Below are 22,539 nucleotides of genomic sequence, written 5' to 3' on the forward strand. Positions count from 1 at the left end.
CGGGCAGAAACCAACCTCCTTGTCTGAGAAAGGGGTCGCCCCGATGCGTGCGTGGATGCTCGAGCCCAGTTCCGCGTCTCGGTCTGACCGCTGCCAGCGGCTCACCGGGCCGGCTCACTGGTGCAGAAGCGGGGCTGCGCTGGCACTGATCCTGGCAGCGACCTTCGCACTGCCGATGATCGGTCGCGCGGACGATACCCCAGAGCAGGATCGGGTCGGCGACATTGAGCTGGCCTCCATCGTGCTGGGGCAGGACGGGCCCGCGGAGGTGGAACGCAAGCTGGGGCGCTCTCCTTGCCTCATTCCCTCCGCGTCGGGCGAGACGGTGTCCTACCTGTATAACGTTCAAAGCTCGGAGGGGCGATCCTACTTGCGGCTGGAAGTGAACAGCCTCGTGGATGCCATCACGCTCTCGACCGATCCGCCGCTCACGGGGGTCTGCTACGGGCCGGTGCGAAGGAATGTGCCGATCCGCACCAAGAAGGGGTTGCAACTCGGCATGACGACCGACGAGGTCCTGCGGATCTACGGCAAGCCGCAGGAGACCTTCGCGGTCGGGGCGTTGGTCCGGTTCCGGTACCAGGCGATGCTGGATCGTCCCTACGAATGGGATCTGGTGTTCCGGAACGGTCGGCTAGTGGAATGGTCTGCTGTGACGACGGAATAGCGGGTGACGCGTGGCCCGCTAGTAGTCCTGCCTATACCGGTAGCGAAGCAGCACAGCCTCGGCCCGGCGCTGCGCAGGCGTCATGACCGGGAGATCCGAGTAGTTGTGCACAAGCTCCTCGGCAATTCCCTCTCCTACCGCCAGACTGCCGTGCTTGATGTACTCGTCCGCCACGTCCATGAGCAACGCCGTGCGCTGTTCCAGTGAAGGCAGGAGATCGTCCGGCGGATCGAGCTTGGCCGCCTTGTAGGATCGGTAGAGGGTAAATCCATGATCCAGGTACTGCCGGACCGCCGTCTCGTACCCCTGCAGCGCCTCGATCGAGGCGTCCCGGCGGTACCGATCATGGGCCGTCCGCAGCCCGTCTTTCAAGACCGCGTCGCCGGCTTGCCACTGGGCGACGCGATCGGGCATGCGAACCAAGTCAGCCGAGGGCCCTCCGGATGACGCGCCCGTGCAGGCCATTGCCCCCGACAGGGCTGCGGTCAGGGTGAGGCCTATCCACACACGCTCGGCCCTGCTCGCCATCGTGTCCTCCTCGTGGAGAGATGAAGGGATGAAACGGATTGTACCACAAAGGCGCGCTGGTGACGGATCGGCGCTCCACAAGCTGACCGGAAGCCTCCTGCTGCTCGGAATTGTCTCCACGACCTGGCTGTCGTCCGCCTGGGCGGTGGAGCCGTACTTCGGCTATTACGACGAGACTCCGCCGATTGACCAGGTCGAGCTCGACGCCATCGGGGAGCGGGTGCAGGAAGCCCACAAGCGATTGAAGCTCACGGATCAACCGAAGGGCCCGCCGGCGCCGCCGGTGCCGCTGCCGCCGCCCGTGACGGACGAACGCGACGGCACGCCGGCGATTGATTTCCAGGAGGTGGACGAGCTGCGCAAGGCCTACGAGGAGTTGCAGTCGCAGGTCCCTGCGGGTCGGGCCCCCGCCGCTCCTGGGGCACCGGCCCCTCCTGCGCCGAGCCCCAAGCCGGCCCCTCCGGAGCGTTCGGAGGCTGAGCTCGAGGGAGAACTGAAGCGGCTCACGGAGCGCGTGAGCGCTCTCGAGCGGGCGCTCGTGGGCACCGAGGAGCGGCCGGGCCTGGCCGGCCTGATCGGCGGCTACACCCGGCACAACGGGTTCTTCCTGATGTCGTCCGGCGGCGACTTCTTTCTGCGGCTGCCTGTGCTCCTCCAGGCCGACTACCGGAGCTTCCCGGATGGCCAGAACGGGACGAACCCCGGCGTGCAACCGAGCACATTCGTGCTCCAGCGCGTCCGCCCCATGGTCCACTTCCGCCTCTGGCGATACTTCCGCGGCTTCATGACGCCCGATCTCGGGAACGGCTTCACCAACAGCCCGCTGGTCCAGGGCCGCGTGCAGACCCCCGACGCCTTCGGCGAGTGGGACTACTTTTCCGCGTTCCGGGTCCGGATGGGCAAGTTCAAAAGCCCGATCGGACTCGAAATGCTCCAGGCCACCCAGAACCTGAGCTTCATGGAACGCTCCCTCACCCGCAACCTGCTCCCCAATCGCGACCTGGGCGCCATGGTGTGGGGCTATTGGGACCATGGGCTGGTCGAGTACCAGCTCGGCGTCTTCAACGGCGCGCCGAATGCGAACTTCTATCAGGAGAGCGCGGCCTTCAGCTCGGGCAAGACGCTGGAGGCGCGGGTCTTCTCCCGGCCCTTCCTTCATAGCCAGACCCGCTGGCTGCGCGGCCTCGGCCTGGGAGTAGGGATGAGTCACGGGTCGGTTCGGCAGACCAGCGGGCAGGACCCCATGCAGACCGAAACGTTTAGCTACACGTTCTTTCAGTACAGGTCCACGGTGACCGGCGCCGGCGACCGGACCCGGATCGCGCCGCAACTCGCCTGGTACTGGTCGCGGTTCGGCGTCATGGCCCAATACGTCCAGAGTACCCAGCGTCTGACGGTCACCTCTGGCGGCCCGTCAGTCCAGACGACCCACGACGCCTGGTCCGGCCAGGTTTCGATGTTCCTCACGGACGACACCGCGACGTTCGGCCGTGTCCAGCCGCGCGAGCCCTTGAATCCCTCGAACGGGCAGTGGGGCGCCTGGGAGATCGCGGTCCGGTACGCGCAGCTCAACATTGATCCCGCCACCTACGCCTACAACCTTGCCGATCCCGGCGTCAGCGTGCTCCGCGCCAAAAGCTCCACGCTCGCCCTGAACTGGTACCTCAACGAGAACCTTCGGCTGGAAGCCAATTTCGTTCATACAGACTTCACGGGGGCCACCCCGGCGTACCACGCGGCGAGCCACGAGGACGGCCTGATGTTCCGCACCCAGCTCACCTTCTGATTCTGAGTCAAGCTGTGACGATCCTGCGGGTGCTTGCCCTGAGCCTCGTTCTGGGGAGCGCCGCCTGGGCGGCGGAGGAGCCCAGCACGCCCCCCGAGAGCGGCATGCCGCCGGCGCTGCAGACGCCGGCTGCCCCGGAAGGCCGTACCGGTCCGCCGGCTCCTCCGCCCTCCGCCCGGCAGCGGCTGCGCGACTTGGACCGCCGGCTGAGCGTACTGGAATCCACGATGGTCGGGCGTGGGCATGGGCGCGGGGTGTTGGAGCGGGGGCTCGGCTGGTCGCCCGAGCTGAAGGAGCGCGGCTTTTTCCTCTACTCGACCGACGGGTACTTCCGGCTCCACCTCAACGGCGGCATCCAGGCCGACTACCATGCGTTTCCGTTCGGGCAGCGGGGGACCGATCCGGGCACCGAGCCGGACGGCTTCGTGCTGCGCCGGCTGCGCCCCATCCTGGATTTCCGCATCGGCCGCTTCGTCCGCGGGCAGATCATGCCGGACCTGGCGCCGCGCCGGCGCAGCGAGCTGTTCAACGTCTTTCTGGATTTCGAGCTGTCCGAGTACGCTCGCGTCCGCGTGGGCCAGTTCAAGCCGGTCATGAGCATCGAGAACCAGCAGGGTGAATTCGACCTCGTGTTCCTGGAGCGCTCGCTGGTCCAGAACTTCGCCTTGCGCCGCGCCTTCGGCGTCCAGCTCACCGGCTATACCTTGCAGCGCCGTCTCCGGTACGACCTCGGGGTCTTCAACAGCAACAACGGCGCTGTCGGCAGCGCCAGCGTCCCGGAACTGTCGGCGGACAATGGAAAGCTCGGCATGGTCCGGCTCATGGCGACGCCCTTTCTGCTGAAGGGCCCGCCGGCTCTCCGGAAGCTGGAGATGGGCACCGGGGTCCTGTTCGGCGAGTGCCTCAACTCGGTCTGCCAACAGCCCATGTTGACGATGGGACAGGATCGCATCATCTTCCAGTACAACGGCGGTGTGACCGGGAACGGGATGCACGTCTGGGTGCTGCCCGAGGCGCAATGGTTCTGGGGGCGGCTCGGCATGATGGCGACGTTCGTCCATACCTGGGAGCCGAACCTCAACCAGACGACGGGTCGGACCGCCGCGTTGCAGAACCAAGCCTGGATGGTCCAAGGGGAAGTCGCGCTCACGGACGACGAACCGGCGTTCAACCGGATCACCCCCAAGACCTCCTTCGACCTAACCAAGCCAGGCCATTGGGGCGCCTTGACCTTCGCCGCGCGCTACTCGGAGCAGCAGGTGGACCCCGACGCGTTCGGCCTGAACTTCGCCAGCGCCGTCCTGTACGCGCGGACGGCGCGCGGCGTGAGCCTCGCGCTCAACTGGTACATGAGCCGGGAGATCCGGCATCAGGTGGTCTACGAGCACACCGACCTGTTCGGCGCCACGCCGGCCTTCGCCACCGCCCCGACGACGGACCTGCTGGCGTACCGGTTTACGTTGATCTATTGAGCAGGGCGGGCGTAATCGCCGCGATCGGGCGCGGATGGGTGATATAATGCACCAGGGGACGATGCTGGCGCGCCTCAGAGAGATCGGCGAGCGGGTCCGAGCGGAACTGCTGGTCGCGCGACTGGTGCTGCAGGACGAACGCGTCCCGCGGGGGGCTCGGTGGCTGCTGGGGCTGGCAGTCGCCTATGCGCTCTCGCCCGTTGACGTGATTCCGGATTTCATCCCCGTGCTGGGGCACCTGGACGACGCCGTCATCGTGGGCAGCTTGGTCCTGCTGGCGTCCCGCTGGATTCCTGCGGACGTGCTGGAGGAATGCCGAGCCCGCGCTCGGCGGGACCAAGCCTCAGGGGAGGCGAGAGCGCACCCTCATGACCGAAGGGAGGCTCCATGCGCAGACTGATCGGAAGAGGCGGGAAGAACGGGAGGGGCGCAAGGGGTATCATCGCGGGAATCCTGTGGCTGAGCCTGGCGCTGCCGCTCACCCCGCAGGCGGCGGACGTGCCGCCGGAGCAGGTCGTGCGCTACCTGCTGGCGACGGTCGAGGCCTTTCGCACCCTCTACATGGAGGGCGTCGTCGAGCAGGTCCAACGGGCCGGCGTCCATCCGAAAGAGGAGTGGGACAAGGATGACCGTGCGGTGATGCTCCCGTTCCAGTTCGTCAAGCTGGCGGGCGAGCGGATCGGCATGAAGGACGTGGAGGTCGGTATCATCTCGCTTACGCCGCTCTACACGTCGAACTTTCCCAAGACACAAGCGGAGGTGGACGCGTTGAAACGCCTCCAGGCCGACCCCCGGCATGAAATGATCACGTTTGTGGATGGTCCGCAGGTCAAGGGGCTCATCGCGGATTTTGCGGTCACGCAGGCCTGCGCCGACTGCCACAATCATCACCCCAACGCGACCAGGCGGGACTTTAAGAAGGGAGACCTGATGGGCGCGGTGGTGGTCAGACTGAAACGGTCATGAAGCGGGCGAGTCGTTCTCCTTGCGCGCGCCCGTCGGGTGGCCCATACTTGGACAGGCGTGGAGGGACCATGAGAGGAATCAAGGCATCGGTGCTGGCCATCGCCGGGGGGGTCATGCTGCTGGGAGCCTCCGCGTCGCAGGGACAGGTCGGCGGCTGCACGGCGATCCAGCAGACATACACGGGGTGCGAGCGGCCGAGCTGGAGCCTCGGCGGGGAGCCGGGCGGTCCGTCTGGCCTGCCGGGGCTGGGCGTCCAGCCCAGACCGGAAGGCATGCCCGGCTTGCGCTTCGAGCCCGGCTCCGGCCTGTACCAGCCGCCCAGGGAACCCGTGATTCAACCTAGCCTCCCGCCCACGAGGGGCGCCCGCGAGATCCTGAATCGCCAGAATCCGGCGCAGGCCGTCACCCCGATTGTGCCAATGGCGCCGCTGGCGCCGATACTGCCCCACCCCGGCGGATTCTGAGTCTCTTTCTGTCCTCCCACCTTGTCTCAAGCCTGACTCGGCCAAAGCGCAGGAGCTGGTGTGCAGAGGTGCCAGACGATTGCGGTCCGAGGGTGTAACCTTCGAGCTGGGGGATGGCACTATCCGGCTAGGAGGTAGGCCAGCCTCCAAGACGGAGAGACAAGCGGGCGTTCACCTACTGACGAAGGGGCTCCACAATGAGACGATGTCCCTCCCTCGCTGTCGCGTTGCTGCTGATCGGGTTCTCCAGAGCCGCCTCTGCGGACGGACCGGCCCACCCGGGGTGGATTGATCTCCATAGGTAGCCTCCGAAGGCCTCGGGGCATGGCGTCTCAGGACCAGGAGCGGAGCGACGAGGAGTTGGTGCGGCTGGTGCTGGCGGGGGAGGCGGATGCGTTCGACGCGTTGGTCGAACGGCATCACGGCCCGGTGTTCAGGATCGTCGGCCGGCACGTGCCGGAAAGCCGGATCGAAGAGGTGGCCCACGAGGTGTTCGTGCAAGCGTTTACGTCGTTGGCGACGTTCTCGGGCCGCGCCCCGTTCGCCCACTGGCTGGCGAAAGTCGCTGTGCGGCGCTGTTATGCCTTCTGGCGGGAGGCCTCTGCGGCGCGGGAGGTGCCCATGAGCGCGTTGAAGGAGGAGCACCAGAGGTGGGTGGACCGGGTGGTGGGCGCCGAAGCCGACGAGTCGTTTCGACAGGCCGCGGAGCGCCAGGAGGCCCGCGAGGTCGTCGAGTGGGCCCTGGTGCACCTGTCGCCGGCCAACTGCTTGGTGCTTACGTTGGTGTACTGGGAGAACTTGTCGGTCCGCGAAGTGGCCGACCTGTTGGGGTGGAGCGTCGTGAACGTCAAGGTGCGGGCTCACCGCGCCCGGGCGTCCCTCCGCCGGATCTTGGCTCCGTTGGCCGACGGGCGAGGGCGGCGATGAGTTGGGTGCGGAAGACCGGCGCCGACAAGCTCTTTCGCGCGCCGGCGGCTGCACACCGGGCGAAACCGGATCCGGTGCCCGGCCCGGAGTGGTTCACCGTCGTGAGTCGCGCGATCCGCCGCCTCGGCTCGCCGGAGGCTCCGTGTCGCCCGAGGACTCCGACTCTGGTGCGGCAGGTGTGGCCTGTCGCGGCCGCGATGGTTGTCGCCGCGCTGCTGGTGGGGGCCTACGCGCTCCTGTCGCCGGGCCCAGCCGACCCCGGCTGGCCGGCGCTCATCGTCGAGGATTCTGGGGAGGACCTGACGGCGTTCCTGGCCGGTCCATAGACGAAGGGGTGAGGCAGATGAATGGCTGGAAGCTCTGGGGCAGCCTGGTGGCCCTCTTTCTGTCAGGGGTGGGCGTCGGCGTGGTCGGCACGTGGCTCTATGCCGACCTCCAGATGGAACAACGGTGGGAAGGGGGACCGCAAGCCAAGCAGCAGTGGATTATGAAACGGCTGACGCGGGAGCTTGGGTTGACGAGCGAGCAGCAGGCGGCCATCGAGCCGATCGTGACGCGCACCTCAGGTCGAGCTGCTCACCCTCCGGGCCCAGCAACGGCCTCAAGTCGAGGCGATCCTAGTAGCGAGCCGGGCAGCGATGGCGGATGTCCTGACGTCCGGGCAGCAGGAAAAGCTACAGGCCTTGCACAGAAACTCCAACGCCGCTGGCAAAAGGCCGAGGCCTATTTGCGTGCCAGGCAGCAGGAGCAGAGGACGCCACCGGACTGAGAAGATAACGGCGGGCGGGGAGCCGGCCCAGGCTGCTTCCGGGCCCTCCCGAGAAGTCGGTCCGGCGCACGTTGACAGCGCCAGCCGACCGAGTGTATGTCTTGGACGAAAGTGGCAAGGTGATGGGGTTCACCTGAACCGCCGGACGGGCAAGGCGCGTCCGACTGATAACTCCTACCGGCCGACCAGCGGTAGGAGTTTTTTTTATGCAGCAGTTGCAGCGGGATCCCACCCCACCGCAGGGATGGCTCGTCGCTCGCCTGAGTGAAGTGCGTCGGGCGCTCGACGCGTTGGGCTCGGACTTTGCCGGGTTCGTGTCTTCCCTCGACGAACTGGAGTGCCGGCTCGACGAGGGCCGGTTCCGGCTGGCAGTCCTGGGCCAGTTCAAACGCGGCAAGAGCAGCCTACTCAATGCCCTGCTGGGCGAAGCGTTGCTGCCCGCGGGACTGCTCCCGGTGACGGGTGTTCCGACCGTGCTGCGTTACGGGACGGAGCGGCGGGTCCAGGTAGTCTGGCTCGACGGGCGGACCGAGCGCCAGACCGGCCCTACCGAGACGCTCGCCAAGGTGCTCAGGCGGTACGTCACGGAGCAGGAGAACCCGGGCAACCGGCTGGGGATCCGCGAGGTCGCGGTCGAGCATCCGGCGGCGATCCTGGCCAGAGGCCTCGAGATCCTGGATACGCCCGGCATCGGCTCTACCGCGCTCCACAACACCAGGACAACTCGGGCAGTGCTCCCCTCCTGCGACGGGGCGCTCGTCGTCCTGTCGCCGGACCCGCCGATCACCGAGGTGGAGGTCCAGTTCCTCCGGGCGGTCCGGGACCATGCGGCGCGGCTGCGCTTCGTCTTGACCAAGGCGGACCTGCTGACGCCGGCCGAGCGCGACGAAAGCCTCGCGTTTCTGCGGCAGGTCCTCCACCGGGAGGTCGGGTGCGCACCAGACGAGCGAGTCTTCCTTGTCTCGGCCCGCCAGGCGCTTGAGGCGAAGACGACGGGGGACGCGGCCTTCTGGGCCAAGAGCGGACTGGCGGCGCTGGAGGACCATCTCACCGGGTTCGCCTCGACGGACAAGCGGGCGGCGCTCCAGGAGGCCATCCGGCGGAAAGGCGCCAGGCTGGTCCGCGAGGCGCTCTTCGCGCTCGATCTCCGGCGGAGGGCAGTGGAAATTCCTGCGCAGGAACTGGCGCGACGCGCGGAGCGCTTCGAGGCCCACCTGAAGATGATCGAGGAGGAGCGTCTGTACGTCCGGGATCGCCTGGAGGGTGATCGGCGGCGGTTGCTCGATGAGCTGGAACGGCGGGCGGCCGCCCTTTTCGCTGAGGCAACCGAAACGCTGAACGCGCGTGCCCGGAAGGCTCGCGAGGCCGCTGTTGGGACGGGAGGGTCGGTCGGGGAGGAACGAGCCGTGCGCGCGGCGCTCGCGGAGGAGGTGGACGCTGTCTTCGAGCGCGCCGCCCGTGACTGGCTCGCCGAGGTCTCGGCGACGTTTCGTTCCATTCGGGACAGGCAATGCGGAGCGGTGGAGGCGTTGATTGGCCGCATCAGACAGACCGCGGCCGACCTTTTTGAGGTGCCGGGCCTCGACCCGATCGCGCTCGACCGGCTGGAGCAGGTCAGCGAGCCGCGCGTGATCCGTCACCGGTGGGTGACGTCTTTCACGGAGGAGGCCCTGTCCTGGCTGAGCCGGCTCCTGCCGCGCCCGCTGCGCGCGAGCCGGTTCGAGCGGCGGTTGCGGCGAGAGATCGAGTATCTCGTCAAGCGGAACATCGGAGAGCTGCGCTGGGCCATCCAGCAGAGCCTGGATCAGACGGTCCGGACGGTTCAGACCAGGCTGGACGCGCAGATCGAAGCCGTGATCGGCCTCGTCCGGAGCTCCATCCGGAGCGCGCTGGACCGACAGGCGCGCCGCGAAGCCGCTTGGGCGACGGAGGAACACCGGCTAGAAGAGGCCCGCCAGCGCCTCGTGGCGCTGGCGGCCGAGCTGTCGCCGACGGAGCAGCCGGAGCCCGGCGGAGGACCCCTATGATCGCCCCAGCCAAGCATTGCGCCCCGTTCAATAGAACGGTCGCCGGGACATTCGCCGGGACGCTTACAACCGTCCTCTTCCAGTTCCTCTTGATCCCCGCGCCGGTGCTTGCAGGGGCGTACTTCGAAGACGGCTACCTGGGTCTCACCAGGCAGGAGCTGCACGCGAAGCTGGGTCCGCCCTATGCGGTCCGGGAGGCTAAGTCTGCCTTGCGCATGTTCCGTTACTATCCCCTGGACGATTGGGAACGGTACTTTAAGCTGCTCTCGCGGCCGGAGAGCGGCGAGGATGTCTACCGCTACGAGCGTGGCGGGCAGACCGTGCGCTATTCGTTCGGCTACGTTCGGGATCCGGCCGAGCAGTTGGACCAGCCGACCCTCTACGTCCGCCTGGTGGACATCGAGTTTGCCGAACCGGTCCCGCTGGAAGAAGTCCCTGCCCTAGTGCCGGAATTTCAGCCGCCGCGCGATGCCGCGGCGCCCGCGTTTCGCTCGAACCTCATGGTGCTGCTCTTCAAGGGTCCGCCGAACCCGCTCGCGCGGTTTCTCGTGCGTAGCCCTGAGAAAGATCGGCGGAACGACTGGACCCTGGCCTTCCAATTGTTTTCGCTGGACGGCATCCCCGAGCGGTTCACGACGCGCCAGCCGATCGACCGGTTGGAAATCAGCGTCCAGAGCCTGGAGTTCGTGCGGGCGCGGCAGCGGGCGACCCATGAGCCCGTCCTGAATCCGTTCTCGCCGGAGTTCGCCCGTCAGCCGTCCCCGCCCCCGTCGCCGCTCAAGCGCGTGCCGATTCCGCAATACAACGACTAACGAACGAGGACAGACCAGCCATTACTCTGTCTGTAGCTTGTCAAGATGTCCGGTTTTGTTTCATGGCTCGACGGACTTCTCGCCGAGCATTCCCGGGATCGGTCCGGTGCCGGGGCTGGTGTCACGCAGCCTGCCCCTCTCGCGGCGAGGCGGCTGCTCCAGCGGACGCCCGCTGGCCTCGTAGCATCCGAGCGTGTGGGGGCCATACCCCACGCTGAAGGTTCCATCCAAATGTTCATAGACCATGACGCGACACCTGGCGAAGCTATCGCGCCAGGCCGCCTTCGGGATCTGCAACCGCCGCTTCTCGAATTCCACGCAGTTGTCATGGCCGACGACACGCTCATACTGGAGCGCACAGATGCGATCGAGCGGTCCGCCCGTATACGGCACAAAGGCCATGCTGGCGCCGGCTGCGGGAACAGTCCAGGCCCGGTTGTGGAACGGCAGCCAGGTTTCGTGCAGAAACCGATTGGCCGCCTCCACCGTGGTGATCCCGGCCAAGCGCAATTCCTGCGGCAGCCACCTATACTGATATTATGAAAGCGCCGCGTCGGAATGTGCTAAGACATTCGGCTGAGACCAACGGCGGAGATCCGCTCTTGGAGAGAGGAGGCGCGGCGTCATGGAATACATTGCGTTTGACTCACACAAACATGACACGCAGGCCTTGGTGGAGGATCGCGAGGGGCGCTGCCAGCGGGAAACGCGCATCGCTCATGAACGCGGTGCGATTCACCAGTTCTTGACCTCGTGTGCCCCTGGCTCTCCGATGGCCGTGGAGACAGTGGGCAACTGGTACTGGCTCGTCGATGAGATCGAGGCGGCAGGGATGGTGCCACGGCTGGTGCACGCCAGGAAGGCCAAGGTCATGATGGGCTCCATCAATAAAACAGACCGACTGGACGTGCGGGGACTCAATTGGCTCCAACGGAGTGGCACCTTGCCCGTGGTCTGGATTCCTGGGGGGATGCTGCGGGACCAACGGGACCTCGCCCGCACACGGATGGTGCTCGTGCAACAGCGCAGTCGGTTGAAGAACCGGATCCATGCGACGGTGGCCACGTAGGCCCTGACGATTTCGTCGGTGAGTGATCTCTTTGGTCGGCAAGGGCGGGCCGGGCTGGCCACCCGCCTCGCGGCGTTGCCGCCCCAGACGGCCTACACGACCGAACGGCTGCTGGGCGCGCTCGATGCGCTCGAGGACCAGATTCAGCGGCTTGAGCAGCGGCTCCGCGAGGGCTTCACCCCAGAGCCCTCGATCCCCTGGCTCCAACCCATGCCTGGCGTCGGCTTTCTCCTGGCCGTGGTGATCGCGTCGGAGGTCGGGGCCAGCCACCGCTGTCCTGGCCCTCAGCACCTGGCGGCCTATGCCGGCACGACCCCTCGGGTCTACGCCAGTGGAGGGAAAATGCGCTATGGGCCACTGCGGCCGGATGTGAATCGCTACCTGCGCTGGGCCTTCGTAGAAGCGGCGAATGCCACCTGTCGGGTGCGGAAGGCGCACGCGCACCGGCATGTCAGTCGGCTCTACGAGCGGCTGGTTCGTCACAAAGGACATGCTAAAGCCATCGGAGCCGTCGCTCGGCATCTTGCCGAAGCGACCTATTGGGTCCTGACCAAGCGGACGCCCTACCGGGACCCGGTGGGGCTGGGTGCCACGTCCGTGGTTTCGTCAACGGGGGCGTAAGCGCGAGAGTGGGAGCTGAGCGCATCGACGCTCGCTAGACTGATTGCGACACGCTTCTGGAACAACCTCATGCTGTCCTGACAGCGAAGAGATGACTCGGACGAACCCGGAGATGAGGCAGCCCTCCTTTGTCCGCTCTGCTTGACACGGCGCTTTCAGAGATGCTCCACTGAGCGAGTGGACACGTTCGAGAGTGAGTGGTCGGGTCTGGGCCTGGCTGCGGGATCAGGAGAGCCTCCCGGTCAAGACGAAGCGGGTGGGCTCGGCTGATGCGGGGGGCCAGCTTGACGCGGGTCTCCGACAACCGGAGCCAACCGACGGCGACCGGCTTCATGGCCGCCATGAGCGTGTTGGGAATCGAGCCGGTCGTCACCAGCTATGACAATCCCAAGGGGAATGCCGAGACGGAGCGCCTGATACGCACGATCAAGGAGGAGCTGCCCTGGCTGCGGGCGTGCACGAGCCTGGAGCAGGCGCGCGAGGCGATCCGCCACTGGATCACGGTGGAGTACAACGAGCGCGACGTCCACTCGAGCCTGGGGGACAAGAGCCCGCTCGAGTTCGAAGCGGCGCTCAGTGAGCAGGGAGCGGCACAAGCGCTGCGTAAGATGACTCACTCTCAGCACCATAAAAAGTGTCTTGACAAACGGGGAGCATTACACAGCCCCAGATGGGCCCTACGAAGACACCGCAGGAGTGGGTCTTGACAGCCAGACCACCCGGCGGTAGACTGAATATATTCGCTACCGGTGATGGAGTCCACCGCAACCGTCCTGCCGACGCTTGCTTCGCGCGGGGCTGATGACTCCTACCAGAGGGTGTCTGGTAGGAGTTTTTTTATGCCGTGAGAAGTTCGCTCACCAGCCACCTCCTCTAACAGACGGAACAGATTCTTGCCCGCATCCGGATCGCGAGTGCGGGTTGCTGCGATCCGGAGGAGCAGCCCGCGCGCGGAGCGCGAACGGGCACTGGCCACGGAGGGTGCCACAATGAGAACGCGCGTGACTGTGATCGGCGCGCTATTCTTGAGTCTGAGGCTGGCCGGCGGGGCGCTCGCCGACGAGCAGAGCGCCCCACTGCTGGATGCGCAGGAGGTGACCCGGATCGTGCTGGCCGAGTTTCCTCGGGCGACGATCGACGAAATTGAGCTGGAGACGGAGGATGGCCGACTCGTCTACGAGGTTGAGCTGATCACCGCGGACGGGCACGAGCGGGAACTTCACGTGGACGCCAAGACCGGCAAGATGATCAAGATCAAACGCGACTAACCGGCGCGGCCAACAGGAGGGGGCACGGGTGGAACTCACATGGCAAGTCGCGGCGATCTGGGTCGGGATGGCCCTGGTCGCCGCGTTGGTGTCGGTTCGCGTCGGGCTGTCGGTGGCGCTGGTGGAAATTTGCGTGGGGATCGCAGGGGGCAACCTCCTCAGCCTCCACCCCACGGCCTGGATTGACTTCCTGGCCGGAGTCGGGAGCGTGCTCCTGACCTTTCTGGCCGGCGCTGAGATAGATCTCGAGGTGCTGCAGGGCAAGTGGAAGGAGACGGTGAGCATCGGACTCGCGTCCTTCCTCGCGCCCTTCCTGGGCGCGATGGCTTACGCCTACTGGGTCGCTGGCTGGTCGCTCGCCGCCGCGGAAATTGCCGGGATCGCCCTCTCCACCACGTCTGTGGCAGTCGTTTACGCCGTCATGGTCGAGCGAGGCTACAACGCGACCGAACTCGGGAAGATCATCCTGGCGGCTTGTTTCATCACCGACTTTGGCACGGTGCTGGCGCTCGGCCTGCTCTTCGCGCAGTACGACCGGTGGTTACTGGCGTTTGCGGGCGTCACGGCACTCGTCATCTGGAAGCTCCCGGCTGTGACCGCCTGGCTCTTCGAGGCGGTAGGCCCCCGGATCAGCGAGCCGGAGACTAAGTTCATCCTCGTGGTCCTGTTTGCGCTCGGGGCGCTCGCGACGGCGGCGAGGAGCGAGGCGGTGCTTCCTGCCTATCTGGTCGGCATGGCCCTGGCGCCGCTGTTTCTAGCCAATCGGACGTTGGCGCAACGGATGCGCGTGATCGCCTTCTCCGTGCTGACGCCCTTTTACTTTCTGAAAGCCGGGGTGCTCGTAAGCCTGCGAGCGGTGCTCGCGAGCGCGGTCGTGATCGGCGGCCTGCTGGCGGTCAAGATGGGGACGAAGTTTCTCGGAGTCTGGCCGCTCGCGCAGGGGTTCCGGTTCGGCCGCCGGGAGGCGATGTACACAACGCTGCTTATGTCCACCGGCTTGACCTTCGGCACGATCTCGGCGTTGTACGGGCTCAGTCACGCGCTCATTACGCAGGAGCAGTATGCCGTGCTGGTGACCGTGGTGATCCTAAGCGCGATCGTGCCGACCGTCATCGCCGAGCGGTGGTTCGACCCGGGCGGGATCCCGCAGGAGGAAACGCTGGCCTGCCGGGCGACGGACCATCGCCAGGCTGCCGGAGGGGATGGCCAGCCGCCGGTCCGCCCCCATCAAGGAGTCTCCCCCCATGTTTCGTCGGATTCTGGTTGCCATTGACGGGTCGGAGGGATCCAGGAAAGCCCTCCAGGCGGCGATTGAGTTGGCCAGGCGCTATGAGGCCGACTTGCATTCCATCTCGATCGAAGAGCACCTTCCCCACTACGCCGCGACCGTCGGCGAGGTGGTGGAGGCGAAGCAGGAAGCGGCCAACTTTTTCCGAAAGGTCGTCGCCGAGGCCGAGGCGGCTGCGGCCGCGGCGGACGTGCGGCTGACGGCCCATGTGTTGCCCGGCCATGAGGTGGCCACGATCGTGGAGTTTGCGAAGACCCATCACATGGACCTGCTAGTGATCGGGTTCATGGGCCATTCCCGCATCTTCGAGCGGATCTGGGGCGGCACGTCACAGAACCTGACCAGATTGGCTCCCTGTTCCGTACTGGTCGTCAAATAACCCTGCTGGGAAAGGAGGCTTCCCATGAGAAGCGGACAGGCTTCGGACATCGCCATGGTTCTGGCGCCGGTGTTTACCGCCGTGGCCGGGATCGTGCTGTCGTTTCTGGCCTGGCTCGTGGGCTGGATGCTGTGACCCGATAGAGGCGGGCTCGCCGCTGCCCAAGCGAGGCCGCCCCGCCGTGCGGCGCAGTTTTTCGCGCTGTTCTGGTTGTGCGGAAGCATCATGGCTGGGCGGAAGTGGGCCGGTTTGGGCCAAACGACTGCTCGTGCAACCACGATGCGGTGGTATGACGGTTGCCTGTTTGCCAGAACTGTGTCTGGCGAGGCAGAGCGCGCTTCCCGTCGAAGGAAAGCGTTCTGGCTCGCGAACAGAGGAGGTCTCAGCCATGACACGGGATCCTGTCCGCGCCTTGATCGGATTGGCCCTGCTCCCCGTGATGGTGATGGGTTGCGCCGCCGGGGTTGAGCCCCGCGCGGCCGCGCCGGATTCGGTCCGCTCACAGAGCCCGAGCGAGAAGGCGTTCCAGTACCGCCGGCAGGCCGCTGAGCTAAGCGACATGGCCGGGCGTTTCAAGCGTGAGGCCGAGTGGTACGCGCAACGGGGCGATCGGTATGCCGAAGAAGTCCGGCACAAGCGAGACTTGGCGCGGGAACTGCGAGCCCGGGCAGCAGAGGCGGAAATCCGCGCACGCGAATACCGCGAACAGGTTCCGCACAATCAAGTGTATTGAGTTTGCGCTGGCTCGTGCGAGCGATCGCAGACACGATCGGTGCGCGCGAGCTACCGGCGAGCCTGCCGATCCTTGAGGCGGCGGCCGCGCGCGGCGTGGAGTGGGCCATGGTGCGGCTGCTGCGGGTGCGCGCCGCGATGCTCGACCTGTTGGAGGCGGATGTCAACCTGATGAGCCAGGATCTCGATCTATTGATCGGCGAAGTGCTGGCTAGAGACACGGCGCAATCGTCCGCTGACCGATAATCCGTGAGCATGACAGAATAGAGAGCGAGAATGGCACAATGGGGGGCGGGAATGACAAACCACAGTACCCGCGGATCCTCAACGAGGAGGGATTTCTATGAGAAGGAAACGTCTCTGCAGCGCGGTGTTCGGGGCGGGGCTGTTCGTCGGCAGCCTCGGCGTCGCGCTGGCCGCCGACACCTTGACGATCGAAGGCCTTCCCAAAGACCCCAAGGCCTACCGGGCGCAGGTGGATCAGATCCTGAAGAAAGCCGACGCCCTCATCGAGAAGCTCAAAGAGAAGCCGAACCCACCGCCCATTGTGTTGGACCTCATCCAGACCCGAGACAACATTCTGCGCGAGATCTTCAAGGTCGAGAACAAGCCGGAGGGCTCCAAGTGGTTTGACCAAGAAATGCGGGACAGCGTGGACGCCATGCTCAGGCTGCTCAAGCAACAGTACGATAAGGGGGTTGAGCTGGCGGGCTAGCGTGGCGCCCACTCGAGTGCCGCCCGCAGGAGGGATCTTATGCGAGCAGAATTGCCCACGCTCATTCTCGGCTTTGTGCTGGTGGTGTGCCTGTTGTTGTTCGGGTTTGGCTTCTTTGGTGTGCAGTGGTGAGGCTGACCATGTTCCGGCGAATTCTGGTCGCGAACGATGGGGCACAGGGAGCCCGCAAGGCGCTCCGGGCGGCGATTGACTTGGCCAGGCGGGCCCCTGCGCTCTGCTCCCGGCGAACCTCGGACGAGGAGAAGTCGCCATTGCGGGAATTGAGAAACTCGCCGGGGGCCGGAGCTACCCACGCGGACTGTTCGAGGCGAACCCCAGGACACTCGCGAGTGGCCGATGTGAGCCGCACGGGCCCCTGTGCGAAAGCGATCGTTCTGCCCATGTCCAGTCAGCCCAACACCGTGTTTTTCTTCATGTTGCCCATAGTATAAAAGGCACAGAACATGCTTGTACCACTGGCCCTAACAAGCTCGGCGCGAGAAAGGCAACATGAGAAGATCACCGGAGCCCTTCTGATATCCGCTCTGAATCGTCGCCTCCCTGTCTTCTTCTTGATTGCCTGGGGTCTGCTGGCGGCCTGGCTGCTCTATGGCGGCCTCGAATTGGCCGAGGAGCTGCAGCTCCTCGTGAAGAGTCAGCCCTGTGCCCAAGACCTTGACATGGAGGCGTTGTTGCAGCTTGCCTCCGGGCTCAGGTCCGACGCATCGCCCCTTGAAGACCGGCCCATTCTTTCTAGAACGGCGGACGTTGTCGCATCCGCATCGCTCATTTCTGTCAGCACAGTCGCCAGGGAGAATCGTCAGAGGATACAGACTGTCCCGTCTCTCCGCCTTCACCAGATCCTCTCGGTCTACCTCGTTTGATTCCCTGCCCGTCCGGCTGTCTCTTCTCACAGGCAGGCTCGCTCCTTCAGCGCACCGTTCCGTGAATCCTCGGGGTGACTTTCTCCTCAATTCCCCAGGATATGGCGAGCGGGCTTTCTCTGTCTCATGTGTCATATGAAAGGACGTGTCTTATGTCTCCGTCTTATTTCCCGACCTTTGCCATTTCGCTGATCGTGTTCTTGGGCTTTGCCCTCGAGCTGGGCTCGCCTGCGGCCTGTGCGGCGACTGAAGAGGAGATCGTGCGGTACCGCAAGATCTGGAACCCGTTTTCGGCCGGCCCCCAACTGGTCAGCTCGGCGGATCTCCAGCCGAAGGGGCAGTATTTTTTTCGCCCCTATGTCTACAGCGAAATCGGATACGGGCAGTTCGGGAACGCCTGGTCCAGTGCGTCGCGGTCGCTCCCGCAGCAGATCTCGGCCGTCAATCCCCAGATTGAGTTCTCCTATGGCATCACGAACTCGGTCGAATTCGAGATGTACATCTCGGAAGTCTCATGGTGGCAATCCTCCGGGTCCGGCTCGGCGGCCCAGAGCGGCCACGGGTTGGGAGACACGACCGCGTTTCTGAAGTACCGGTTCAACGTGCAGCAGGATGAGAGCTGGTGGCCGACGCTGACGAACGCCTTCTACGTGAGCATCCCGACGAGCGATTGGGCCGGCACCCCCTCCGTGCCAGGCGGCTTCGCGCCGCTGGGCCGCCTGCCCGCGACACACTTCGGCGCGCCGGTCTTCACCGAGTCCCTACTGTTCCGAAAGAATCTCCGTCCGTTTCGGATCTCCGGCGGACTCTTCTACTCCTACGGCCCGTCCAGCTCGAATCAAGGCGTCACCCAGTACTTTGGCGACATCTTCCAGTACCGGCTGGCCTTCGAATATTTCCTAGACGATGCGAAGGGATTCGCCTATGCGATCGAGGTGCTCGGCTGAACGGGTTGCCCTTTCGGCTCGACGGGCACCAGGTGAACACCAAGCCGGGGACCTTTGGGTTGGTCGGGATCCAGCCGACGATTGAATACAAGTTCACGGACCAGATCGTTGGGGCGGCCGGCGTGCTCTTCACGCTCGCCGGGCAGAACGACATCGCGGCGATCTACCCGAACTTCTCCGTCTATTTCTATTGGAGCCGCAGCGGGCGTGTGCTCGCCCGATAAGATCGGGCCCGCAAGTGCCGCACTGGGTTGCCCTGGTCCACGGTGAGCGCGCCGCTTGTCAGCCTCGAAGAAAAGACGCGGTTGGCTGCCGCCTGCTTTCGGATGCCGGCCTAACGGGACCGGGCGGCGGCTTCATAGACCGCCGCCGGGTTCGGGAAGGGCGGCCAGCGCAGGATGGCGAGCGCGTCCTCCACGTAGGCTGGTTTCCGCATGCCGATGAGGACGCAGGTGACCCCTGGGGTGCTGGCGAGCACCCAGAGTGCCTTGCGCGACAGCGACTCCTTGCGCTTGTCCGCCGGCAGGAATGGATCGAGCGTCGCAGCGAGGGCGGCCGCCGCCTCCCGGCTCTTGCCCGCCGCGTCCCGGCGCATCGCCCGGAGCAGCGCGAGTAGCTCGGGAATATACCGATCCCGCCAACCCTGCCAGCGATCCCCGAGGTCGCCGCTCAGATAGTGGGTCAGGGCCCGGAGTACCTGGTTGAGGTGGGGCGCGACCATCTGGGCCTCGATCTGCTCCCAATGCTCCAGGTTCTGCACCTGGGGCTGGACTCGCGCCAATTCCTCCGCCCAGCGGAAGTAGTCGGCGGGCGCCACGCCTTGGCCGCCAGCCCGGATGTGCGGCGCGATGTCCCGGCGGAACTCCTCCTCCAGCTTGGCCACCCGATCCCGGAGGTGCTCGAACGAGGCGGCCTGCGGCTCCGTGGTGTCGGGACGCTCCGCGAGTGGCCGGTCGGCCAGCCGGATCAGGCCGCTGCGCCCTGTGGTCGGCATCGCGTTGAGCGGGCGGTTGACGAGCACGGCGAGCCGCTCCCTCGTAGCCAAGTCCAGGACGGTCTGCCTGTTGTCCTGCCCGGTATTGGGCGTCAGCAGCGCCCCGGCCTCGAAGAGATTCATGGGACATTGCAGCACGCCGAAATGGCAGGCGGCTTGGCTCGCGCCGGCCGCGGCGTCGCGCGCCGCCGCGAGCATCCGTGAGAGCGACGTGGCCTCCGGGTCGTCCGGCTCAGCCGTGCAAGTGTTGGAGGAAACCCCGTACCAGCGGAGCCGGCCGGCCGCGACCTGCGTCTCGAAGTAGGCGAAGGCGGCGCGCAGCCGCCCGTAAAACTCGTCGCGGAGCTGGTCGAGGTCGCGGCGTCCGCGGTGCGCGGCCTCCGAGAGAAAATATTCCGGGTTATGCAGCAGGCAGACGTCCAACGTCTCCAGCCCCAGCCGGTCGAGCGAAGCCTCGAACTGGTCGGCGAGAAACTCGGGATGGATGCAGTGCCAGATCCCCTCGCCGTATTTGACCATGTCGGGGTAGGGCTTTCCGGCTTGCTCGCGCGCCGCGGCCCTGGCAAGGTTCTGCCCCTGGACGTAGCCGATCTTGGAGACCACGATGACCTCCTCGCGCCGGAGCTCGCCCTTCTTGATCAGCTCGGCCAGGACGCTCCCGACCAGCCGCTCGCTCTCGCCATCCCCGTAATTGGTCGAGGTATCAATGAGGTTGCAGCCTTCGCGCAGAGCCTTCCGAAGCGCCTCGCGATGCTCCGGGTCGTCCACGGCGATCCGGTAGCCGCCGAAGCCCAACCGGCTCGTCGTGAGCCCGGTCGAGCCGAGCGCAGTGTAGCCGTGTTCAGCCTGTTCAGATTGCCCTGTGGTGGCGAGCCAATTCACCATCCGCGCCGCGTAGGCGCCGGTCCCGCCTGGCGTGGCGGATCCGGGGAGGCGGGAGCCGGAGAGGACCTTCGCGCGTGCGGTCTCCGGGGCGGGACCGGCCGCGGCGGCCAGGGCGGCCGCGACCTGGCCCGGCTCGGTGACCGGCGCCTGGCAGGCGAAGTGCCGGCAGACGTAGAGGGCAGCCTGGCCCTCGACGAGCCCCTTGCCCGCCAGCAGGGGATGGCGCGAAGGCTTATTCTGGGACGGATCGGCGTGGGCAAGGATCCGATCGGGGAGGTAGTGCCGGCGGAGCTCTGCCCGGAGCGCCTCGTAGCCCGCTTCGCCGGGCGTTCCCACGAGCGCGAGCTCGACAGGGCCGTGGAGGAGCATGTCCACGACGAGCAGGCTTTTGGCGAAGGCGCGCGGATGGCAAGCAATCGTCCGTCCGTGGGCGCGGATCGCTCGCGCCGCCGCTTCTCGGAAATCCTCCCGTCCGAAATGGAAGGCCAGACGGGCGAGGACGGAAGCGGCGACGGCGTTCGCGCTCGGCGTCGCGCCGTCGGAACCCTCCCGGCGCCGGACGATCAGCGCTTCATGGTCTGCGGCGGTCGTGTAGAATCCGCCGTGCTCCTCGTCGGAGAAGTCCGCAAGGATCCGCTCGGCGAGCCGCACCGCTTCGTGCAGGAACCGCTCGTCCGCACCGGCTTCATAGAGGTCAATCAAGCCTTCGGCGAGGGAGGCATAGTCTTCCAGGTAGGCCTTGAGGTGCGCCTTCCCCTGGCGGTAGGTCCGGTAGAGGCCGCCGTCCGGACGGGAGAGCGTGCGTAGCAGGAAGTCGGCCGCCCGGGTCGCGGCGGTGAGGTAGCGCGCCTCGTCGAGGACCCGCGCGCCCTCGGCCATCGTGCCGAGCATCATCCCGTTCCAGGCGGTGAGGATCTTGTCGTCGAGCCCGGGCGGCACGCGTGTGCGTCGGGCCTCGTAGACGAGCGGACGCAGGCGTGCAATCGTGGCCTGCAGGTCTTCCATCGAGAGGCCCAGCTCGCGGGCGACCTCGTCGGCCGGGCGGAGGCGATTTGGAATATTCTTCCCTTCCCAGTTGCCGGCGGCCGTGATGTCGTAATAGACGCAGAAGCAGCGTGCGTCCTCCTCGGTCTGGACGATCAGGCGGATCTCCTCCGGCGTCCAGACGAAGAACTTGCCCTCCTCGCCTTCGGAGTCGGCGTCGGTCGCTGAGTAAAAGCCACCCTCGGGCGCCGTCATCTCGAGGAGCACGTAGTCGAGCGTCTCGGTCGCGATCCGCCGGTACTCGACCGCCCCCGTCGCCTGGTAGGCTTCCAGATAGACACGCGCAAGGAGCGCATTGTCGTAGAGCATCTTCTCGAAGTGGGGGACAAGCCACCGTTCGTCGGTGGCATAACGCGCGAAGCCGCCGCCGATCTGGTCATAGATCCCGCCGGCGGCCATCGCGTCGAGCGTCTTCCGAACCATCTGGAGGGCCCGGGCGTCTCCGGTCCGGCGGTGCCACCGGAGCAAGAGAGTGAGAGCTGTCGCGGGCGGAAACTTGGGGGCGCCGCCGAAGCCCCCGTACCGGGGATCGAAGTCGGCGGCCAACTGGGCCACAGCGGCCTCGATCTCAGCTTCACCAACTGCCGTAGAATCAATGGCTTGTGCTTCTTTCTTCAAAACTTCGGTGAGATGTGTTGCCTGCTCCCGCAGGGCTGCAGGATCCTTGCGCCAGAACTCGGCGACCTTCTGCAGCAGGGTCGCGAATCCCGGCCGGCCCCAGCGGTCCGTGGGTGGGAAGTAGGTGCCGGCGTAGATGGGCTGCTGGTCCGGCGTAAGAAAGACGGTCATCGGCCAGCCGCCCTGTCCTTGGTTCAGCGCCAGGGTCGCTTGCATGTAAATCTCGTCGAGATCGGGCCGTTCCTCGCGGTCTACCTTGATGCAGACGAAGTGCTCGTTCATGAGGGCGGCGATGCGCTCGTCCTCGAACGACTCGCGCTCCATCACGTGGCACCAGTGGCAGGCGGAGTAGCCAATGGAAAGCAGGATGGGCTTGTTCTCCTCCCGGGCGCGCCGGAGCGCCTCCTCGCCCCAGGGATACCAGTCCACGGGGTTGTATGCGTGCTGGAGCAGGTAGGGGCTGGTCTCGTGGATCAGGCGGTTGGGCCTTCTTGACTTCTCGCTGGTTTCGCTCATGCGTGCTTCGGGTCTGGGACGGCTGCGCGCCGGGCGCGAGAAACCCTAGCATACCGTGCGGATCGGGGATTCTGCAATCGGGCCATACAGGGACGGGCCCGCGGCCGGCTCACGCCGATCCGCGGGCCCGTGCACACTCGAACAGGGGAGACGACGGCGCG

General features: G+C 66.0%; 25 protein-coding genes and 2 riboswitches. Of the genes, 22 read left to right on the forward strand and 3 right to left on the reverse strand.

Annotation, left to right across the window (positions count from 1 at the left end):
- The first annotated feature begins 43 nt into the window (after positions 1-43).
- The gene (locus ACWHYQ_RS11170) at positions 44-667 is read left to right on the forward strand and encodes a hypothetical protein (RefSeq protein ID WP_447972204.1); all 624 of its coding nucleotides are present in this window, start codon (positions 44-46) and stop codon (positions 665-667) included.
- Between the two features lie 18 nt (positions 668-685).
- On the opposite strand, the gene ACWHYQ_RS11175 is transcribed toward ACWHYQ_RS11170, so the two are convergent.
- Positions 686-1,195: a hypothetical protein gene (locus ACWHYQ_RS11175; protein WP_447972205.1), complete on the reverse strand. Its 510-nt coding sequence runs from the start codon at positions 1,193-1,195 to the stop codon at positions 686-688.
- A 28-nt stretch (positions 1,196-1,223) separates the two neighbouring features.
- On the opposite strand from ACWHYQ_RS11175, the gene ACWHYQ_RS11180 reads away from it, so the two are divergent.
- The 9 genes from ACWHYQ_RS11180 to ACWHYQ_RS11220 all read left to right on the forward strand — a co-directional run bounded on the left by ACWHYQ_RS11180 (position 1,224) and on the right by ACWHYQ_RS11220 (position 10,418).
- Positions 1,224-2,981 (forward strand): OprO/OprP family phosphate-selective porin, encoded by a 1,758-nt coding sequence (locus ACWHYQ_RS11180; protein WP_447972206.1) that lies wholly within the window; start codon positions 1,224-1,226, stop codon positions 2,979-2,981.
- Between the two features lie 14 nt (positions 2,982-2,995).
- Positions 2,996-4,453 carry a porin gene (locus ACWHYQ_RS11185; RefSeq protein WP_447972207.1) on the forward strand — a complete coding sequence of 486 codons (1,458 nt, stop codon included), beginning with the start codon at positions 2,996-2,998 and terminating at the stop codon, positions 4,451-4,453.
- Positions 4,454-4,499: 46 nt separating this feature from the next.
- Positions 4,500-4,853: a YkvA family protein gene (locus ACWHYQ_RS11190; protein WP_447972208.1), complete on the forward strand. Its 354-nt coding sequence runs from the start codon at positions 4,500-4,502 to the stop codon at positions 4,851-4,853.
- The gene (locus ACWHYQ_RS11195) at positions 4,841-5,419 is read left to right on the forward strand and encodes a c-type heme family protein (RefSeq protein ID WP_447972209.1); all 579 of its coding nucleotides are present in this window, start codon (positions 4,841-4,843) and stop codon (positions 5,417-5,419) included. The genes ACWHYQ_RS11190 and ACWHYQ_RS11195 overlap by 13 nt, the downstream gene beginning before the upstream one ends.
- 68 nt (positions 5,420-5,487) lie before the next feature.
- Complete coding sequence (locus tag ACWHYQ_RS11200) at positions 5,488-5,883, forward strand: hypothetical protein (RefSeq protein WP_447972210.1); 396 nt, start codon at positions 5,488-5,490, stop codon at positions 5,881-5,883.
- A gap of 324 nt (positions 5,884-6,207) precedes the next feature.
- Positions 6,208-6,810, forward strand: coding sequence for an RNA polymerase sigma factor (locus ACWHYQ_RS11205; protein ID WP_447972211.1), 603 nt, complete (start codon positions 6,208-6,210; stop codon positions 6,808-6,810).
- A complete protein-coding gene (locus ACWHYQ_RS11210; RefSeq protein ID WP_447972212.1) occupies positions 6,807-7,136 on the forward strand; it encodes a hypothetical protein in 330 nt (109 codons plus the stop codon). Before ACWHYQ_RS11205 ends, ACWHYQ_RS11210 begins: the two co-directional genes overlap by 4 nt.
- 552 nt (positions 7,137-7,688) lie before the next feature.
- Positions 7,689-7,763: riboswitch (Fluoride riboswitch) on the forward strand.
- A gap of 22 nt (positions 7,764-7,785) precedes the next feature.
- Positions 7,786-9,606 carry a dynamin family protein gene (locus ACWHYQ_RS11215; protein ID WP_447972213.1) on the forward strand — a complete coding sequence of 607 codons (1,821 nt, stop codon included), beginning with the start codon at positions 7,786-7,788 and terminating at the stop codon, positions 9,604-9,606.
- Positions 9,603-10,418 carry a hypothetical protein gene (locus tag ACWHYQ_RS11220; protein WP_447972214.1) on the forward strand — a complete coding sequence of 272 codons (816 nt, stop codon included), beginning with the start codon at positions 9,603-9,605 and terminating at the stop codon, positions 10,416-10,418. Before ACWHYQ_RS11215 ends, ACWHYQ_RS11220 begins: the two co-directional genes overlap by 4 nt.
- Before the next feature lie 60 nt (positions 10,419-10,478).
- Here ACWHYQ_RS11220 and ACWHYQ_RS11225 read toward each other — a convergent pair whose 3' ends face one another.
- Positions 10,479-10,922, reverse strand: a complete 444-nt coding sequence (locus ACWHYQ_RS11225; protein WP_447972215.1) for a hypothetical protein — start codon at positions 10,920-10,922, stop codon at positions 10,479-10,481.
- Positions 10,923-11,043: 121 nt separating this feature from the next.
- On the opposite strand from ACWHYQ_RS11225, the gene ACWHYQ_RS11230 reads away from it, so the two are divergent.
- From ACWHYQ_RS11230 to ACWHYQ_RS11285, 12 genes are all read left to right on the forward strand, one after another.
- Entirely contained in the window at positions 11,044-11,487 is a 444-nt protein-coding gene (locus tag ACWHYQ_RS11230; protein ID WP_447972216.1) for an IS110 family transposase, read from the forward strand.
- A gap of 18 nt (positions 11,488-11,505) precedes the next feature.
- Positions 11,506-12,108, forward strand: a complete 603-nt coding sequence (locus ACWHYQ_RS11235; RefSeq protein WP_447972217.1) for a transposase — start codon at positions 11,506-11,508, stop codon at positions 12,106-12,108.
- A gap of 269 nt (positions 12,109-12,377) precedes the next feature.
- A complete protein-coding gene (locus tag ACWHYQ_RS11240) occupies positions 12,378-12,815 on the forward strand; it encodes an integrase core domain-containing protein (RefSeq protein ID WP_447972218.1) in 438 nt (145 codons plus the stop codon).
- A gap of 32 nt (positions 12,816-12,847) precedes the next feature.
- A riboswitch (Fluoride riboswitch) is annotated at positions 12,848-12,926 on the forward strand.
- Positions 12,927-13,097: 171 nt separating this feature from the next.
- Positions 13,098-13,376: a PepSY domain-containing protein gene (locus ACWHYQ_RS11245; protein WP_447972219.1), complete on the forward strand. Its 279-nt coding sequence runs from the start codon at positions 13,098-13,100 to the stop codon at positions 13,374-13,376.
- A gap of 28 nt (positions 13,377-13,404) precedes the next feature.
- Positions 13,405-14,649 (forward strand): cation:proton antiporter, encoded by a 1,245-nt coding sequence (locus tag ACWHYQ_RS11250; RefSeq protein WP_447972220.1) that lies wholly within the window; start codon positions 13,405-13,407, stop codon positions 14,647-14,649.
- On the forward strand, positions 14,621-15,043 hold the full coding sequence (locus ACWHYQ_RS11255) for a universal stress protein (RefSeq protein ID WP_447972221.1): 423 nt from the start codon (positions 14,621-14,623) through the stop codon (positions 15,041-15,043). The genes ACWHYQ_RS11250 and ACWHYQ_RS11255 overlap by 29 nt, the downstream gene beginning before the upstream one ends.
- 388 nt (positions 15,044-15,431) lie before the next feature.
- Positions 15,432-15,776 carry a hypothetical protein gene (locus ACWHYQ_RS11260; protein WP_447972222.1) on the forward strand — a complete coding sequence of 115 codons (345 nt, stop codon included), beginning with the start codon at positions 15,432-15,434 and terminating at the stop codon, positions 15,774-15,776.
- Between the two features lie 2 nt (positions 15,777-15,778).
- Positions 15,779-16,021, forward strand: coding sequence for a hypothetical protein (locus tag ACWHYQ_RS11265; RefSeq protein WP_447972223.1), 243 nt, complete (start codon positions 15,779-15,781; stop codon positions 16,019-16,021).
- 97 nt (positions 16,022-16,118) lie between these two features.
- Positions 16,119-16,490 carry a hypothetical protein gene (locus ACWHYQ_RS11270; RefSeq protein ID WP_447972224.1) on the forward strand — a complete coding sequence of 124 codons (372 nt, stop codon included), beginning with the start codon at positions 16,119-16,121 and terminating at the stop codon, positions 16,488-16,490.
- Between the two features lie 464 nt (positions 16,491-16,954).
- A complete protein-coding gene (locus ACWHYQ_RS11275) occupies positions 16,955-17,374 on the forward strand; it encodes a hypothetical protein (protein ID WP_447972225.1) in 420 nt (139 codons plus the stop codon).
- A 152-nt stretch (positions 17,375-17,526) separates the two neighbouring features.
- Positions 17,527-18,321: a hypothetical protein gene (locus tag ACWHYQ_RS11280; protein ID WP_447972226.1), complete on the forward strand. Its 795-nt coding sequence runs from the start codon at positions 17,527-17,529 to the stop codon at positions 18,319-18,321.
- A gap of 32 nt (positions 18,322-18,353) precedes the next feature.
- Complete coding sequence (locus ACWHYQ_RS11285; protein WP_447972227.1) at positions 18,354-18,545, forward strand: hypothetical protein; 192 nt, start codon at positions 18,354-18,356, stop codon at positions 18,543-18,545.
- 110 nt (positions 18,546-18,655) lie between these two features.
- Here ACWHYQ_RS11285 and ACWHYQ_RS11290 read toward each other — a convergent pair whose 3' ends face one another.
- On the reverse strand, positions 18,656-22,378 hold the full coding sequence (locus tag ACWHYQ_RS11290; RefSeq protein WP_447972228.1) for an aldo/keto reductase: 3,723 nt from the start codon (positions 22,376-22,378) through the stop codon (positions 18,656-18,658).
- Between the last annotated feature and the right edge of the window lie 161 nt (positions 22,379-22,539).

The organism is Nitrospira sp. Kam-Ns4a (assembly GCF_965152595.1).

Bases quoted from the DNA above. Each gene is read 5' to 3' on its own strand.
- ACWHYQ_RS11220 (WP_447972214.1), top strand. From the start codon at position 9,603: ATGATCGCCCCAGCCAAGCATTGCGCCCCGTTCAATAGAACGGTCGCC.
- ACWHYQ_RS11170 (WP_447972204.1), top strand. From the start codon at position 44: ATGCGTGCGTGGATGCTCGAGCCCAGTTCCGCGTCTCGGTCTGACCGC.
- ACWHYQ_RS11255 (WP_447972221.1), top strand. From the start codon at position 14,621: ATGTTTCGTCGGATTCTGGTTGCCATTGACGGGTCGGAGGGATCCAGG.
- ACWHYQ_RS11275 (WP_447972225.1), top strand. From the start codon at position 16,955: ATGCTTGTACCACTGGCCCTAACAAGCTCGGCGCGAGAAAGGCAACAT.
- ACWHYQ_RS11230 (WP_447972216.1), top strand. From the start codon at position 11,044: ATGGAATACATTGCGTTTGACTCACACAAACATGACACGCAGGCCTTG.
- ACWHYQ_RS11240 (WP_447972218.1), top strand. From the start codon at position 12,378: ATGCGGGGGGCCAGCTTGACGCGGGTCTCCGACAACCGGAGCCAACCG.
- ACWHYQ_RS11180 (WP_447972206.1), top strand. From the start codon at position 1,224: ATGAAACGGATTGTACCACAAAGGCGCGCTGGTGACGGATCGGCGCTC.
- ACWHYQ_RS11195 (WP_447972209.1), top strand. From the start codon at position 4,841: ATGCGCAGACTGATCGGAAGAGGCGGGAAGAACGGGAGGGGCGCAAGG.
- ACWHYQ_RS11215 (WP_447972213.1), top strand. From the start codon at position 7,786: ATGCAGCAGTTGCAGCGGGATCCCACCCCACCGCAGGGATGGCTCGTC.
- ACWHYQ_RS11175 (WP_447972205.1), bottom strand. From the start codon at position 1,195: ATGGCGAGCAGGGCCGAGCGTGTGTGGATAGGCCTCACCCTGACCGCA.
- ACWHYQ_RS11270 (WP_447972224.1), top strand. From the start codon at position 16,119: ATGAGAAGGAAACGTCTCTGCAGCGCGGTGTTCGGGGCGGGGCTGTTC.
- ACWHYQ_RS11290 (WP_447972228.1), bottom strand. From the start codon at position 22,378: ATGAGCGAAACCAGCGAGAAGTCAAGAAGGCCCAACCGCCTGATCCAC.
- ACWHYQ_RS11260 (WP_447972222.1), top strand. From the start codon at position 15,432: ATGACACGGGATCCTGTCCGCGCCTTGATCGGATTGGCCCTGCTCCCC.
- ACWHYQ_RS11210 (WP_447972212.1), top strand. From the start codon at position 6,807: ATGAGTTGGGTGCGGAAGACCGGCGCCGACAAGCTCTTTCGCGCGCCG.
- ACWHYQ_RS11200 (WP_447972210.1), top strand. From the start codon at position 5,488: ATGAGAGGAATCAAGGCATCGGTGCTGGCCATCGCCGGGGGGGTCATG.
- ACWHYQ_RS11245 (WP_447972219.1), top strand. From the start codon at position 13,098: ATGAGAACGCGCGTGACTGTGATCGGCGCGCTATTCTTGAGTCTGAGG.
- ACWHYQ_RS11205 (WP_447972211.1), top strand. From the start codon at position 6,208: ATGGCGTCTCAGGACCAGGAGCGGAGCGACGAGGAGTTGGTGCGGCTG.
- ACWHYQ_RS11280 (WP_447972226.1), top strand. From the start codon at position 17,527: ATGTCTCCGTCTTATTTCCCGACCTTTGCCATTTCGCTGATCGTGTTC.
- ACWHYQ_RS11190 (WP_447972208.1), top strand. From the start codon at position 4,500: ATGCACCAGGGGACGATGCTGGCGCGCCTCAGAGAGATCGGCGAGCGG.